9 protein-coding genes are annotated in these 16832 nt (G+C 50.1%); 5 read left to right on the top strand and 4 right to left on the bottom strand.

Going from position 1 to position 16832, the window contains the following annotated elements; translation table 11 throughout:
* Positions 1-279 precede the first annotated feature (279 nt).
* Positions 280-987, top strand: a complete 708-nt coding sequence (locus VGK23_12930; GenBank protein HEY3421448.1) for a methyltransferase domain-containing protein — start codon at positions 280-282, stop codon at positions 985-987.
* 150 nt (positions 988-1137) lie between these two features.
* Here VGK23_12930 and VGK23_12925 read toward each other — a convergent pair whose 3' ends face one another.
* Together VGK23_12925 and VGK23_12920 are read right to left on the bottom strand one after the other, a co-directional pair.
* Positions 1138-2001: a right-handed parallel beta-helix repeat-containing protein gene (locus VGK23_12925; GenBank protein ID HEY3421447.1), complete on the bottom strand. Its 864-nt coding sequence runs from the start codon at positions 1999-2001 to the stop codon at positions 1138-1140.
* Between the two features lie 534 nt (positions 2002-2535).
* Positions 2536-2739, bottom strand: a complete 204-nt coding sequence (locus VGK23_12920; GenBank protein HEY3421446.1) for a hypothetical protein — start codon at positions 2737-2739, stop codon at positions 2536-2538.
* Positions 2740-2790: 51 nt separating this feature from the next.
* On the opposite strand from VGK23_12920, the gene VGK23_12915 reads away from it, so the two are divergent.
* The 3 genes from VGK23_12915 to VGK23_12905 all read left to right on the top strand — a co-directional run bounded on the left by VGK23_12915 (position 2791) and on the right by VGK23_12905 (position 8524).
* Complete coding sequence (locus tag VGK23_12915) at positions 2791-4218, top strand: right-handed parallel beta-helix repeat-containing protein (protein ID HEY3421445.1); 1428 nt, start codon at positions 2791-2793, stop codon at positions 4216-4218.
* A gap of 378 nt (positions 4219-4596) precedes the next feature.
* Positions 4597-5517, top strand: a complete 921-nt coding sequence (locus tag VGK23_12910) for a DUF4352 domain-containing protein (GenBank protein ID HEY3421444.1) — start codon at positions 4597-4599, stop codon at positions 5515-5517.
* A 451-nt stretch (positions 5518-5968) separates the two neighbouring features.
* The gene (locus VGK23_12905) at positions 5969-8524 is read left to right on the top strand and encodes a hypothetical protein (protein ID HEY3421443.1); all 2556 of its coding nucleotides are present in this window, start codon (positions 5969-5971) and stop codon (positions 8522-8524) included.
* A gap of 335 nt (positions 8525-8859) precedes the next feature.
* Here the strand turns inward: VGK23_12905 and VGK23_12900 are convergent, their stop codons facing one another.
* Positions 8860-9858 (bottom strand): Ldh family oxidoreductase, encoded by a 999-nt coding sequence (locus tag VGK23_12900; protein ID HEY3421442.1) that lies wholly within the window; start codon positions 9856-9858, stop codon positions 8860-8862.
* A gap of 198 nt (positions 9859-10056) precedes the next feature.
* Entirely contained in the window at positions 10057-10482 is a 426-nt protein-coding gene (locus VGK23_12895; GenBank protein HEY3421441.1) for a response regulator, read from the bottom strand.
* A 557-nt stretch (positions 10483-11039) separates the two neighbouring features.
* On the opposite strand from VGK23_12895, the gene VGK23_12890 reads away from it, so the two are divergent.
* On the top strand, positions 11040-16574 hold the full coding sequence (locus tag VGK23_12890) for a leucine-rich repeat protein (GenBank protein HEY3421440.1): 5535 nt from the start codon (positions 11040-11042) through the stop codon (positions 16572-16574).
* Positions 16575-16832 lie beyond the last annotated feature (258 nt).

The raw sequence follows: 16832 nt of genomic DNA, 5'->3' as shown, positions 1-16832 counted from the left end.
ATCCTTCGAACGAAGGATCCCCCGACCCTTTTTTTATTCCAATAAGCTATCTCGAGCTTGTCGTTCTTATTTGGGCTGATCTAATGACACCGTTCTAGGTCGATCCATGACTCATCAAGACACTTCAAATACAACCGGATGTGTAGAATCCATTGACTGTCTGGCAAGCTGAAGGATTATGGACGAATGAGGAAACGAAGATGAAGGTTGTGATGCTGGTGCGGGATATCAGGATCTGATCCATGAACGAGAGAACCTTTCCTAACGAGGCGGTAATGGATGATCGACATTGAGGATATGCCTACCGCCAGAGAGAGTCTGGTCAGCTCCTTCTTCTCCGGGAACGGCAGGAGCTACGACAAGGTCGCCAATCTATTCACCCTTGGACTGGATAACTACTGGAAGGCGGAGATTGTGAAGCTGGTGCCCGATTCGAAAAGGATATTGGACCTGGGCTGCGGCACCGGCATCCTCACGGAATACCTGGCGATGAAAAACCCCAATGCAGAGATTGTGGGGGTCGATCTTACCCCTGACTATCTCGCAGCCTATAACGAACGCCAGAGAAGAAAGCCCTGGATACGGGCCCGTTCGATCCTTGCAAACGCCGAGACGGTTGCACTGGATTGCGAGTTCGATGTGGTCGCCTCCTCGTACCTCGCAAAATACGTTGATCCGGATGTGCTCGTCAGAAACGTCACGCCCCATCTGAAGAGTGGCGGGGTCTTCATCGCTCACGACTTCATCCTGCCGTCAAACCATCTGTATCTAGCCTCATGGCTTGCATATACCTGGGCGATGAACCATATCGGTCCCGTTCTGTTCCCCGAGTGGCATACCGCATTCAGTGAAGGATTCGGATTGGTCCGCAGAACGCATTGGGTCGATGCCTTCGTGGAAACACTCAGGAAATACGATTACGATGAGATCCATAGCAGGCGGCTCAGCTTCGAGACCGCTGGCCTGGTTTGGGCCACGAAGACTTAGCCGTGTATCTTGATGCGCTTCAACCTATGTTTTCGACGCTGAAATCAACATCGTAAGGGAGTCGGGAAATCGAAAAATAGGTGTCGAGGAATCCTCACTAGCGAAGGACCCCTTCAACATGGAAGGAAAGTGAGGATGAGTGCCTCGGTGTTAAGGTTTCTCGGTCGGCTCTATGCCCTTCTTCATTCTGCTGTAGACTATGAGCAGCAGGATGAGCAAAATGACGATCACTACAACCAAAGACCCGATCAGCAGTTCGTTGTTTAATCCTGACCTGTCGTCCACGAAGGTGATGGTGTTGTTGGTGACAGTGTTGTAGCTGGGCGTATCGGCTATCGTTATTCCATCATACTCAGAAGGGCACCTGAGGACAGAATTGTTTATGATGACGTTGTCGTAGCCCTTGTACTCCAGATAGATGCCCATATCCACATTGATCATGTAGTTTCCAGAGATGGTATTGTTATTGGAGGCCGCTAGGCTGATGCCACTCCATGCGGAATCGTAGAAATCATTGTCGGTAATGGTGTTAAAGTCACTCGACTCCAGGAGGATGCCGACATCCTCAATGTTGCTTATGGTATTGTTGCTGACTATGTTGCCGTCCGTCTCAGTGAAATAGAGGCCATAGCTCACGCCCTTGATGGTATTGTTGTGAATGATAAGGCCAGATCCATTCCATATTACAATCCCTTCATATCCGCCGGTTATAATATTATCGGTAATGGTGATGTTGTTCGACAGGTCCATCTCAATAGCGACAGTGGTATTGATGAAGGTACAATTGCGAATAATGACGTTCATGTCGACCCTGGATATTATGATGGCGGTGTAGGAACTGTCCTCGAACCTCATGTCAGCGATGACAAAGGGGTTAGTAATAGTCCCGTTTCCTGGCCAGCCGTTCAGATCAGCTTGGGCCACAAGGTCATTGTTGCTGTATATGTAAATCGGATCAGAAAGCGCGAGCGTAGCGCCCGCAGTAGAAGGGATCAGTACAACAGTGGAGTTCAAAAACAAAAGAGCAGATAATATGCCGATCAATAGTTTGGATCTCATGATAGTTGCCAGATTCTTCGAAGATTCACGGTCGCCCATTCCAAAAACACCAATTCAAATGGTGCCCTAATTTCTCAACCGCTGGTGGGAAATCATATAACTTCGATTTCTACTTTGTCCGATAATTCTGATTTTTAAAACGAACGATCCTTGATCAGGATTTGACACCATCGGTGTTCTATCCAGACCGATCGATTGTTTCTTCGTTCTGGGGCCTTTGAATCATTAGGGAGTGTGAACTGAGTGCCTGCCTGTTTCCGAGAGAGATGAGGATGAGTTGATGAAAGAGATGACAAAGCGATGTGCAGCAACATTCAATATGCGCAAAATAGGACCACCGCGGTTTGACGTGGTCTACCATTTCTTTATTAAGTTATTTTCCGTGTTGGGTAATACGATCCATAACCAATCAAGTAATGTTGCGGTGGGCACGTATTGGGGACAGACCTTTACCATCAGCCCAGGCAATAATGGGAGAAACGGCAGCGCCTACTCCCCGGCATCCAGCAGAAGCACTAACCTTACCACGGCCCGCAATCCGAGCCTGGCCAGCCATTCAGGAAGCGATTTTACCGATCCGCTTTCAATTGGATCCAATCCCAATGGGAACGGCAGAGGCGAGGAGATCGCCCCCATAACCATCGGCAGGACCGAATTCAAGGTCACGATACCGATGACGGGACCATTGGGCACCAGAGCGGGCCTTTCGTCCGTTATCGCAATGGGGGCCCGAAGGTGTTAAACTTGCGAAGATTAGTGACAATCGTCCTGGTGTTCGCGGTCGTCTGCGCCGGCATCCTGTTGTTAGGTGTGGCCAAGCCTTCCGACATCAATTCTCATGACTACACCATCTATCGGTTGTCGACCGGGGAGACCGTGGCGGTGAACATGGACACCTCCCAGATCGAGATCAGCGGCACGATCGCCGGAGAGGTCATCCAGCAGGCGATCGACTCCAGCAACAATGGCACCATCTGGATCGAGGCCGGCAATTACGACGTTCAGAGCACCATCCACACGTCCGGCGCCTCGATCAGGGGGATGGGCAACAGCTCCAATCTGATAGCACATCGCGGACTGAACGAGGCGGTCATCATGATATCGACCGATCCGGATGGTGCCCGGCCCAGCGGCATCACCATCAGCGACCTGCAGATCGACGGCAACCGGACCAACCAGTCATACGGGGACACCATCCGGGGAATATCGTTCCTGGATGCGGTCGATTGCGTGGTGGAGAACGTCTACATCCATGACATCATCAGCGGCCAGGGAGTCTATATGGCCAACAGCCAGCACTGCACGGTCAGGGATTCGTGGATCCGTGACATCGGTGACAACCGGGGCTCGGGCAAGCTGGGCAACTACGGCAGCGGCATTGCCTTCGGCGAGCAGCGCACGACGGCGTCCTCGGACATCCTCATCGACAACTGCTCGATCGCCGCCTGTTCCATGTCATCGATCGACCTGGAACCGGCCAATCACGTGACCATATCGAACTGCCGTTTCACCGAGGCCAGGACCTGGCAGAACGTCCCCAACCCGGTGATCACCTCCTACCCTATCTCAGGCTATGCCCCCAATGAGGGCATCGTCATAACGCACAACACCATGGAAGGGGCGTTCGGTGAGTTCGTCTACCTGTCCGAAAGCAGCAACTCCATCATAAGTCAGAATTGGCTGAGATACACCGCCAGCTACGGGGCCGCCATCTACTGTACCGACACCACTTCATGCCAGATAACCGAGAACAACATCGGAACGCTCTCGCAGACGGCCTTCGCCGGGGTCAATTGCAATTTGTTCAACATCAGCAACAACACGGTTGCGGACATGACAGGATCGAGATCGAACTACGGCATAATCGTCTCCGCATCTGGAGGCACATCCACGCACAACATCATAGAGGGCAACACAGTCATCGGCTGGGCATACGGGATCACGGCCAACCAGGGAAGCCAGGATACCACCATAACCAACAACGTCTTCCACAACTGTACAGTGGGAACCCTGGTGACCGGCTCATCCCAGATGTACGGGAACGTCTACAATGGAGCGAGGGCGTCCCCGATGAACGACGTCCCAGCCCTCCTCATCGGAGTCGTGGCGCTCCTGGCTGCTGCGATGATCGCATTTATCGTTGTGGTGAGGAGAAAATGGAAAGGTGTTTGAAACCATGGTGACCTCTTGATCAACCGTGTACGAGGTAACACCTTTGGCCCCAGAAATGATCATCATCCAAGACTGCTTCGGTTTCTAAGATGTCTTATCCGAGTCTATGCCAGCAAATGACTGAATTACGGATGCTGTAGGAGAGAGGGATGATTGATGCCCCGGGTGCGGTAACAAGCTCGAAAGCATAGCCTTCTTTCTCTGTTGGATAATCCAAGATCGAAGATTCCTTGATCATAAAACAGATTACATTTTTCGGAATGGCTCGGTCTTAATTAAATATTGAGTTAATTTATTTACCGCCGAGGTAAATAATTGATCTGTCCCAGGTGTGGCACCTTAAATGAAGATGCCAACGGATTCTGCATTAATTGCGCATTGCCCTTGAACGCTCAGCCACCTGGCGGACAACAGTACAGTCCCGCGCCTCATATGATCTATGGCGCCCCGCCTGTGGCGCCGGCGAAGAAGAAAAAGACCCTGATGATCGTGGCGGTGGTCGTGATCCTGCTGGTCGTTATCGCTGCGATCGCAGCCGCTGTCGTGATGAGCTCGGCCTCGAACAACGGAAACAATGGCGGTTCTATCTTTGGAAAGGTGAGCATGACGGCGAGCTCGGCAAGGCCCTACGTCACAAACGATGCGCTATGGCAGCCGGCGAACGGGATGAGATATGTGATGGTGTCGCTGAACATATCAAATGGACTGATAAGCGAAATACCGCTGAATCCCATTTACTTCAAGCTCACCGGTTCGGACGGCATCTCTTACACGTATTCGTGGCTGATCGATTATAACATGGCTTCGGCGGTGGCTGCAGGTGGAAAGGAGCCCGTGACGATCTACTTCCTGGTCCCTGTGGGTGTGACAGCGTCCTCAATCGATTATTCTGACCTGTTTTCCACACATACCTGCTCTGCGTCGTTGACCAGCGTCTGGAGCTCGACCGCGATAACGGAGCCGGCAAAGGTCCTCCTCACGGGACTGAGCTATCAGGTGACTGCCAGTGGCAATCCCTACATAACGCCAGATGCAGGTAACCGGTTCATCAACGTGACGGTAAAGGTGACCAACCTTGAGACCACGACCCTGACTCTCAGTTCGTACTACTTCGAGGTCAACACCGCCGACGGGCTGGTCCACAGTTCGACCTATCTTCCGAACACCCCGGCTGTTCCATCCGGGTTGCAGGCGGGGGCATCGCTTGTGTTGAACGTCGCCTTTGAGATATCGCAGACTTCGGAGCCGACCATACTGACGTTCAACAATGCGGACACGATCGCTACGGCCTCTTTCTAAACTCTTTCCTGTTCCTTTTTTTCGTTCTAAGCTCGGCAATAATATGGTCCAGAACATCCACCAGCATCACTCAAGTTGCTTAAATTGATATTTTTGTGCCCGGATCCCCAACAAGGTCATCTTCGTTGTGTGCGAGGCATTCGAATGTGCCCTCCTTCATGGTGATTCCAATCACGTCAAATTCGTCATATGTGGCCACAAAAAATATTTGGATTTGATTAATAAAATGTTCATATTAAATGCCTCCTAATAGTTCTGCTTTTGATTTGGAAATAAATATCCAGACCAAATAAATTCTATCTTAATTGATGCTATGAAATTTCTTCAGAATGTAATAATTCTATAGACATTTTATTATTCTACATTACAAACTATAAAATACAATCGCAGTAAATAATAATTGGGGGATATCATTCTGAAGGCCACTAGAATCAATGGGAATGTAAGAAGAATGATCGCGTTCGTAATAGTCGGATCGTTCTTCATGACGATGATCTCGATACCTTCAAACGCCGGTGCTGCACCGGAGAGTTGGGTCAGTTCAACAAGTTCGCTGGGGACCGGTTCAGGAGCGGCCAATAACCCTCAGATCGCCACGGACAATAACGGTAACGCAGTTGTGGTTTGGCAACAACTCGATGGTGCCCACACCAGAATCTTTGCCAATTGTCTGTCCGCCGGTGTCTGGGGAACGGCCAAGATGATCGATATCGGGACCGGAGACGCCAGCTCACCACAGGTCGTTATGGACAATAACGGTAACGCCATCGCCGTCTGGCAACAGGTGGACTGCTCTGGTCACCAGAGCATCTATTCTAACCGTCTGTCCGCCGGTGTGTGGGGAACAGCCCATACGATCGAGACGGAAGCAGGTGAGGCCAAATCGCCTCAGATCGCCATGTCCAGCAATGGCAACGCCATGGTGGTGTGGGTCCAAAATGACAGCGATTCCCATCCTAGCGCCTATGCCGCTGGTTTCTCGGGAGGAGTATGGATGACGCCGAAGCTCTTGGAGTGCGGAACCGGGGATGTCTGGAGCCCGCAGGTGGCGATGGACAGCTGCGGCAATGCCATGGTGGTGTGGTCCCAGCTGGACAGCCTATCCCACATGAGCGTCTATGCCAGGCATTTCTCTTCCGGGGCCTGGGGAGAGGTCACGCTGCTTGCGAACGCGGCCGGGGATGTTCAGAGCCCCAAGGTGGCTATGGATGGAAATGGCAATGCCATGGTGGTGTGGAGTCAAACGTGGTGGTCGATCGATGATTGGCAACTCAACGGCATCTATGCTGATCGTTTCTCATCGGGAGCCTGGGGAACGCCCAAGCAGATTTCAGAAAGCGACAATGATTTCAGCTATAATAGCCCCGAGATAGTCATGAACAGCAAGGGCGATGCAGCGGTGATCTGGGAAAAAGGGTTCTGGATGAGCACCGTTATCTTGAGCGGCACAACATTTGCATCAGGCATATGGAGTCCGGTCGTAGATCTCACTGGTGCGAGTGAGGTAATGCTCTTTGATTGGCAAGTCGTCATCGACAATGATGACAATATTTTGGTGGTTTGGTCGGAAAGCTACACAGATTTCGACAATGATATCCGGACTGTGGAAGACACCTACTATGCCAGATATCACGCTGGGGTCTGGGGTTCCAATATAAAACTGATGGATAATGTCGCCCCTGAATTACAGATCGCCATGGACGTCAATGGCGAGGCTATCGCGGTCTGGGGAGGAAGTAGCATCTTCGCCCTGAGGTTCATACCAGGCGCATCAGGAACGGTAGAGCTCCTGGAATATGGGTCAGGATATGCCAGCAAGCCCCAGGTAGCTGCGGCCATTAATGGTAATGCCGTAGTGGTCTGGCAGCAATATGATGGCGCTCATGACAGCATCTATGCCAGAATGTATGTTGCTGGGGTCTGGGGGCCGGTCGTGCTCCTGGAGTACGGAACCGGAAATGCCTGGAGCCCGCAGGTGGCGATGGACCGTGAAGGCAATGCCGTAGTAGTCTGGCAGCAGTTCGATGACTCCTCTCACTTGAACCTCTATGCCAGGTATTTCTCGTCCGGGACCTGGGGAGAGGTCACGCTCCTGGAGTACGGAACCGGAAATGCCTGGAGCCCGCAAGTGGCAATGGATGACAATGGTAACGCCATGGTGGTATGGTCCCAGTATGATTGCTCCTCGCATTTGAGCATCTATGCCAGGTATTTCTCATCCGGAGCATGGGGGGCGGTCGCACTCCTGGAATATGGAACCGGAAACGCCTGGAGCCCGCAAGTGGCCATGGATGGAAACGGCAACGCAATGGCGGTATGGTCCCAGCTGGACAGCCTGTCCCACATGAGCGTCTATGCCATGTATTTCTCTTCCGAGACCTGGGGAGAGGTCATGCCACTGAAGACCGGAGCAGGAGATGCGTCCTGTGCTCAGGTCGCCATGGATGGCAACGGCAACGCCATGGTGGTGTGGAGTCAAACTTGGTGGCCGACCGACGGCGGACAAGAACTCAGCGGCATCTATTCCGATCGTTTCTCGTCGGGAACCTGGGGAACACCCCAACTGCTTGAGAACAACAGTGCGAACAATTACTTCTATGACCCCCGGATCGCCATGGATGGCAATGGGGATGCGACGGTGGTCTGGTTATGGAGGGCCAGCCTGGATATCAGGGCAGTGCACGCCATAAGATATGAATCAGGTGTCTGGAGTGCAATGAACGAACTGGCGAACGTGTTTGGAGGAATTTCTTCAGCGCAGGTCGCCATGGATGATAACGGCAACGCCATGGTGGTGTGCCAATATGACGGCGTCTGGGAAAGCATCATAGCCAGCCTGTACGCTGGTGGAACTTGGGAGGCAGTCGTCCTGGAGCATGGAGCCGGCGATGCCTCGAATGCACAGGTCGCCATGGATGGCAACTGCAAAGCCATGGTGGTATGGCAACAGGACGACGGCGCTCATGAAAGCATCTACGGGACATCTGTGAGGCTTATGACAGGGTGAGCCAACGCCACCAGGATCGGGCAATACGGCGTCCACATTCACAGTGAACGAGATCGGCCATCACAGGCCCTTTGATGCTGGAAGGATACCTTAACAAGTATTCTTCCAGACCATATCTTGTTCACCAATCGAAGGAACGTTCCTAGTCGGGAATGCCCACAAAAATAATATTAGAAATTACTCGCTTCATGAATGGGTCATTGATTCTTCCAGGCCTTGTTCATCATCCGGGAAATTATATTTGACCAAGAATATCCTAATTCCATGATCATAATGGTTGGTTGTCTGACCGTCACCATATCCTTGACCATCGTTACCGAGTGGAGCCGCTACTGTTATGAAGGCTGCCGCCCGGCGACCTTGCGCAGCTCCACGAGCAGGTTGTCCTCGATATCGATCTCCCCTTTCTCCAGACATTCCCGTGCGGTGCGGGAACCGCGTTCCCCCGGCACCAGGATCTCGTCCACTCCCGGCAGACGCTTGGTTGATCTGACCCGGCCGATGACCTGCTTCACATTGGCCTGGAATTCATCGCGGTCACCGAGGAGATCCGGGTCGATGGCGAAGATCAGATGCCCCCAGTTTCCTTTGCTGTCGCCGAGGCCACAGAACGCCGCCCCGACCAGCGGACCGGCCAGGATCTCACCGATCATGCCCAGGGCCGAACCTTTGTACCCCCGGTCGAAGGAACGGATCGCCCCCTTGATCGCTTGCGCGGGGCTCGTGGTCGGCTGGCCGCTGGCATCGTACGCCATGTCCCCGGGGATGTCGCTCCCCTTGGTCACCGCCTCCACCAGCCCGAAGTAGGATGTTGCCGCCGTGGACATGTCCAGCACGATCGGCTCATCCCCGGTCGGGATTCCGATCGCCAACGGGTTGGTGCCGAAGATCGGTTCATAGGAGCCTTGCATGGCCACGCGTTCCGGCGACCTGCCAAACACGAAACCGATGAACCCCCTTCGAGCCAGTTCGGAGGCGACGTAGCCAATGGCGCCGGAGGATGTGTTGGTGTTGAATGATCCCGCGATACCGAATCCGTTCTTCTCCGCCTTTGCCGTGACTATCTCCAGTGCCTTGCGCACTACGATCATAGCATGGTTGCGGTTGCCGTTGATGCGCGCCGAGAGGGGCGTTTCCTTTTCGATGACGATCTCTCTGGCAGCAGGATCCCTGGGGATCCCCTTACCGATCAATTTCACCACCCCCTGATTGTTGCCGCGCAGTTGGGCATACAGAAGGATCTCGCGTATCGCCGCGGTCTCCTCTTCGTTATAGCCGAAGCCGGCAATGGCCTTCGTGGTCAGGTCCCTTAGTTCAGCGATGGATATCATCATGGATCTTACCTCCGGAATTTGGATTTGGCGTAAAAGTCCCGCCGCCAGTCGGCAGATACCGTGTTATCCTGTATCATACCGTGGTATTACATATTTTGCGGGAGGGCCAATATCAACGGCCTCGATCTAAATTCCAAAGCCGTACGGCTCGACTTCCCCGTCGACCAGAAACCCCATTCGTGGCATGGCCGTTGGTGTTCAGCCCTTGGAGGCCTGAAGTGCCTCCAGGATGCGCCGTAATTTCTCGGTCATTTTCTCCATCTCGACCCTGCCTGAGGGCTTGACCAGGTAGCCGTCCGCCCTGTTCTTCCAAGCCCGATATTCATCAGATTGGTATACCGAACCCGTATAGATGATGACCTTGACCTTCGCCAGGGCCTCCTTGCTTCTGATGAAATTGAGTACGTAATGCCCGCTTTCTCCCGGCATGTTCAGGTCAAGAAAGACCAGGTCGGGGAGAGGGGGCTTCTTGATCATCTCCAAGAGCTCGGACATCCCCTGCTCTCCATTCTTGGCGATCCTGATAGTTACCGGAACCTTGGTCTCCCCGATCAGTTCCTTTAACAGCCTCACATCGAAGGGGTTGTCGTCCACTATGAGCACGCCCAGGGTCGGTTCGGTCATCGTTTCGCCTTATTCTATGGATCAGGTTATCGGCCCGATCTCCTTCGAGGACTCCATCATCGACGCATTCCACTTTATTCAGATCTCCGTTTGCAAGGTGCTAACGAAAGCAAGTCGGATGCAAATGGATGGTCCGGTACGAGTCTATGCAGTTACTATGTGAGCGATCAGTATTCAAATCAAATCCTCATACTGGACGGAAGGGACGCTCTCTATCTCAAGAAAGGACGGAAACTAGTTGGTTCCGACGCCCGCCTCCAACGATGTGTATCCTCAACGAGCATTCATTCAGGAATGTTCGAGGCGCGCGGTCACCGGTTGACGACAGGCATGAAGAAGTGTCCTGGATCGGAGCATTATCCATATCGTCAGATATAGCCAACCGGCTGGTCGAGCCATGTTAACATTTCTTGTGCCCGACCTATGCACCGCGATGATGTTACAACTCAATATCTTTAGAGGAAAGAGCTCGATCTTTCTTTCGACAGCAACCTTTATACATTCCACAATTCTCTATTATCAACCTTGACAATTGGAAATGAGATAGGGGGATTCGGATGGCTGTCAGCAAGAAAACCAAATGTATTCTCGAATTTATTGTCGCGATATTTGTTCTAACAAGTTCCACCATAACTGGGTTGCCTTTGGTGGACGATTCCACTAATCAAATTATTGACAATAGTATGATTTTGGGAGTGACCACGCCTGCAAAGATAACTGAAAGTGCGACACCTTCAGGGGACAGGGTTATCTCTGAACCGATCGTCATCAACAATGACGGGGAATTGGGTGCAGCGGCGACCGCAAATGGTTGGAAAGGTGACGGGTCGAAAGACTATCCCTATCTTATCGAGAACCTGGAAATTGACGCAATAGGTCGCACGGCTGCCATCCATATCGGGAATGTAAGCTCATACCTCGTCATTCGCAACTGCTGGTTGCATGACACATCCCCCATCAGTCAAGGTAGTAGGGGAATATGGCTACTCAATAGTGAGAACTGCATTATCGATAGTAACACATGTCTCTATTCTGTAAGAACAGGTATCTATCTCAGCCATGCAGCCAACAATACAATAGCTAACAACAATGTCAGTACTGAATATGGTATCACCTTTGAATCCTCTGACCACAATACGTTATCCAACAACTTTGTAGCCGGTAGATTTGACGCCATTATTCTTTCATCCTCTAGCTTCAATACGCTGTCCAACAACTCATGTAGTGGACGCGATGGTCTCAGTTTATTTTTCTCGGACTATAATATTATATTAAACAACAATTTTAATGGCAGCGCTTATCACGACGCCTTGCTTGATTCGAGTGATTATAACATCATTAGAGCCAATTCATTAAACAACAGTCAAAAAGGCGTTATACTGGATAACTCGACACATAACACGATTTCGGATAATGACATTCATGACAACATTGTCTATGGGATCCACCTAATCACTGGCTCAAACAACGAAATCACTGACAATCGTGTCATTGGTAACGAGATGTACGGCATCTGGCTAGATTCGGCCACCAACAGCAACAATATCGAGGGAAATACTCTGATTGACAATAATATGGCCAATTCGATCCCACCTCCCTCATTTGTTCAAGCATATGATGACGGGGCGAATTACTGGAATTCTACAACAGGCGGCAATTATTGGGGAGATTGGACCGCTCCGGATATTAATGGCGATGGAATCGTCGATTCTCCATATCACATCGATGGTGCGGCTGGAGCGATGGACCATCTTCCTATTGCTAAAGATGTATCGTCAGATTACATTTTTACGGTCAGCGATGGAAAGGCCACGATCACTGGATATATAGGTAAAGAAGGGGTGATCAAGATCCCTGAAACTCTAGGGGGTTATTCCGTCGTGGCCATCGGGAATAATGCATTCATGTCCCACACCTCATTGATTTCTGTGACCATTCCAGATACCATAATGTCGATCGGTAATGATTCGTTTTATGAATGTGCTTCTTTGACATCTGTAATCCTATCTGATAGCGTGAAAACTATCGGGGACTTTTCGTTCGCATATTGCACCGCCTTATCCTCCATCATCATTCCCATCGATGTTACTTCAATAGGATCCACTCCGTTCTATGAATGTACATCCATGACTGCAATCAACGTCAATAAGGACAACCAGAATTATGCAAGCGTTGACGGGGTGTTATACAATAAATTATTGATTTCATTAATCCAGTGTCCGCAAGGGAAAGTTGGCGCGATTACCATTCCTGACGGAGTTACTTCTATCGCCTATTCTTCTTTCTACCATTGCATCTACTTGACCTCAATTTCGATGCCGGATAGTTTAACGTCTATAGAGATGTCAGCGTTCTACCGATGCAGTTCACTGACATCGATTGTGATTCCTGATAATTTAAAGACCATCGGCAACCAGGCATTCTATGAGTGCAACAATCTGACATCGGTGGTTATTGGGACTGGGGTCAACTCTATCGGAGAGTTGGCCTTCGCTTTCTGCAGTTCTCTTTCCTCCCTGACCATCCTGAGCAACGTGAGGATAATAGGTGACTATGCGTTCGAAGTATGTACCTCCCTGGCTTCAATAACATTCTTGGGACTTGCTGCCCCGACCAGCATCGGCGAGAATTGGATCCTAGGCACAGGATTGGGAATCAGAGGCCATGCCTATGCTGCTTCGAATTTCCCTGCCCCTGGAAGCGATTTTTACGGACTGGTGATGGGTGAATACACTGATGCACCATCGGATTATACTTTCACGGTCAATGATGGAAGATCTACAATTACCGGATACACAGGAGCGGGCGGAGCGATCACAATCCCCTCGACATTAGGAAATTATCCGGTGGTTGCCATCGGTGACAATGCCTTCAACAGTGTACATGGTCATCTGGTCGCATCCGTGATCATGCCATCAAGCCTCCTCTCCATAGGGGATCAGGCGTTCTATCAATGTGAATCATTGACTTCCGTTACCATCGTAACTGGCGTGACCTCAATCGGAAACACGGCCTTTGAACTATGCACTTTGTTGACATCCATTACCATCCCTGCCAGCGTGACTTACATCGGGTCAGTCGCTTTCTCCTATTGTACCGCTCTTACCTCGATAACATTCCAAGGACTGGTAGCACCGACCGTGGGCAATCAGAACTGGATACAGGGGACTCCCACCACAATCAGGGGGCATGCATATTCTAACTCGAATTTCCCTGCAAGTGGAGACATTTTCTATGGACTGATGATGGGCACAACCATAGATCCTTCAAACAGCCCTTCGGAACCCATAAACTTCAATGCCGTCCCAACTCCAAATCAAGCCGAGATCGTCCTGTCGTGGGACGTACCAATTGCTTCTGGTAGTTCGTCAATTCAAGGGTACAATATTTACTGGTCTACGACCAGCAACAATCAGAACGCTGATTACTATTACACTGTCACTGCAGGTTTGACCTATCATGATAACTCTTTGACTACGGGGACAACCTATTATTACAAGATCAAGGCGTTCAACTCTTTCGGCGAAGGACCATACTCATCAGAGGTGTCTGCTACTGCCGGCGGTCCTAATAACGTCGCACCTTCTATTATACAGAATCTCAGGGCAACGGTTTCAAACAATCAAATATTCCTAACTTGGGATACTCCGTCTTCCGGGAGTTCCATTATTCTTGGATATAAGATATACAGAGGATTTTCAAGCGGTGGAGAAGGAAATACACCATATGCAACTTTTAATGTGAATTCGTACACTGATTCAAATGTTGTATCTGGGCAGACATATTATTATCAGGTCAGCGCGTACAATTCTCAACTAGAAGGGTTAAAATCTTCGGAAACCTTGGCAAAGGTCGATGCCAATGTGCCAATAGGCGTTGCGTTAGATCGAGTAGTCATAAACGGTCTAAATTATGAAATTAATTGCATGGTCCAGAATCACAATGATGCAAATGCAATTATCGATAAATACAATGCGAAGGATCCGACATTCCTTGCCTATCTTTTACCAGGATCGCTTAAGGTTTCGACCTCTGGACGTGAAGTTCTTGAAGGTCTAACGATAGGGAACGTTCTATATGAGATGTCAATCAAGTTCTCCAATTCTAAGCAGGGAATGGTTCCCAGGGGACTGCTCGAGGTCGTTCAAGAGGATACGCACACCTTCATAATTGACTCGCAGTTGATGGAAACGCTCGGCAGCATATCGCTCAACGATGAATACCTAGATTCATTGAAACGCGGCTTTCCTAGTGACGTTGATCCTTATTTTATTCTGGGACAACTGCTCATGCAGGCGTTGATGGAGCAAGAACCAACGGTGGATCAGACGCATTTGGTCCTCGGTGGTGCGATGGCCCTGGTTGAAGTGGCATCCTTGTGCTCGGATATTGGCACTGGCGCACCCGCATTCGACGTAAATACTCTGCCATCGAAATCCAAGGAACTTATGTCGGGAATCAAATATCAGAACTCCGGCAATCAGTATGGTAAATGGACTGATATTTTTATTCCGCTAAACGACGGATCGGGAGGATTTATCAAATTAAGATATGATCGAATTAATAATAATTTTATTCAGAAGACAATATCCAGCTTTGGAGAATCAGTCATTCTGGATGTAGGTAAGGCATATAACACTGAGCTGAAAAAGATGCACTCGGACCGCCTCATGAACGAAATCGATTCGGCGATGGCCTATTATGGGAAGGATATTCTAAGTGGTTCGGTTAGCCTCGAGGAATTGACCCAGTATGTATGGCTAAGTGCATTGAATAAGATGAGGGTCTTCCTAGAGGTTGCAGGGCCGACACTTAAAGACGCCGGTCTCAACCTTGCTATCAGTCAAACAATATCCGGCCTAGAATTGAAAGTTAATGGAGATACCGAGCAACAAGATCATTCTGTGTTTATTAAAGAACTAACCACGGCTGTAGTGAATGCTGGAGTCAACGCTGGAGTTAATGGCCTGGCAGATTTGATTGTGAGTAAAGTAGTCAATTGGGTATTCCTTGGAGATGGCTTGTTTGGACTTGTTGGGAAGCAATTGCTTGGAGCCACCCTTGCTGTGCATGGCATGGTTACATATGCATTTGGTACTGTGATGTATGCCGCAACGGCACCAATAAAGTTCATCCAGGCAGTAAGCAAGGTGATGGCATTGGAGGAGGTGAAGGAACAGCTCCTCAAAGCCCAAACGTTGTCCGCTTGGGTGATGAACAAGCTCTCTTCTCTCTCGAGATTATGTGCGGAGGCGACCGGTATACCTTCGTTCTATTGCAATCCTTTCGCGGCCTTTGTCCTCGACATTGAGGCACAGGCATATTTCTGCGCTGCGATGAGTTACGAAACGTACATGTGGGGAGCGGCTATGAAACTTCCACAATTCGAGGGGTCGAAATCGCCATCCGAGATGGCTTCCAAACTAAGAGAATATGGTCGGGAGCGATTGGCCTTGGCAAGGAATATTGATTCCACCCAATTTAATGTGTTCAACAAGCTCATCATGAAGCTCGATCCTTCAATACGGAAGTGGCAAGTGGCTCCTCCTGCAATTCCCATTTTGAAGAGCGATAAGCTGGAATTGATGGTCGGTGAAATCAGGATGGGGTTGCTTGGAGACAATACCTGGCAGGTTTGGATGGATATCTATCGCTTTCAGGTCGGGAATGAGATTTTTGTTGTGATTGATCCATATGAATGGCAGGCTCAGGGCGGGCTGCCAGGCAGAAGGGCCCACGAGATTTATGATACGTTCCCCATGAGTTATTGGGAGATCGACATAACGGGATTTTCAGGGCAATCCATCCTTCATCGCTCGAAGGCCACGATTGATCAGAACGTGAACCAGTTATATGGCGACCCGTTGTACATTAAGCTCTCATCTCTTCCTAGAGACTTTCAAGTCAAGATCTTTAGATCGACCAATCCAACTACTGGCGATTACAAAATCGTGCAGGCGACTGGTAGTATCGCCAGCACCAGCGATGCCAATGCAAGCGATACAACCCCTGTCTTTTTGGGAGTGATGGCGATCGCTGCACTATCGGTGGTAGCGGTTGTATTAATATACAAACGGAGGAGAAATAAGTAGCAACAGACAAATCCTTCAAACAATACAACTGACAACCGTATTGTTTCATTCTTCTGTGCCAGACCATATCCACTTCGGTGATAATGCTAATGAACCTATTTTTCCGGACCGTCGAGGAAACCACTAGGCTTATCAGAATCGTCTTCACCGTTTGCCCAGACTATTGTCATTACCTTATGAAGGGCATGACGAAGTGTCCGGGACGAGTGAACGGCATCATGCAATTTGGCCAAGGCCGATATAATTACCACCTTGTGA

The organism is Methanomassiliicoccales archaeon (assembly GCA_036504055.1).
Classification (GTDB): domain Archaea; phylum Thermoplasmatota; class Thermoplasmata; order Methanomassiliicoccales; family UBA472; genus DASXVU01.
This window is presented reverse-complemented; position numbering and strand designations above follow the sequence as displayed.

Excerpts from the sequence above, each read along its gene's own strand:
- VGK23_12905 (HEY3421443.1), top strand. The coding sequence starts at position 5,969 with ATGATCGCGTTCGTAATAGTCGGATCGTTCTTCATGACGATGATCTCG.
- VGK23_12895 (HEY3421441.1), bottom strand. The coding sequence starts at position 10,482 with ATGACCGAACCGACCCTGGGCGTGCTCATAGTGGACGACAACCCCTTC.
- VGK23_12890 (HEY3421440.1), top strand. The coding sequence starts at position 11,040 with ATGGCTGTCAGCAAGAAAACCAAATGTATTCTCGAATTTATTGTCGCG.
- VGK23_12930 (HEY3421448.1), top strand. The coding sequence starts at position 280 with ATGATCGACATTGAGGATATGCCTACCGCCAGAGAGAGTCTGGTCAGC.
- VGK23_12900 (HEY3421442.1), bottom strand. The coding sequence starts at position 9,858 with ATGATGATATCCATCGCTGAACTAAGGGACCTGACCACGAAGGCCATT.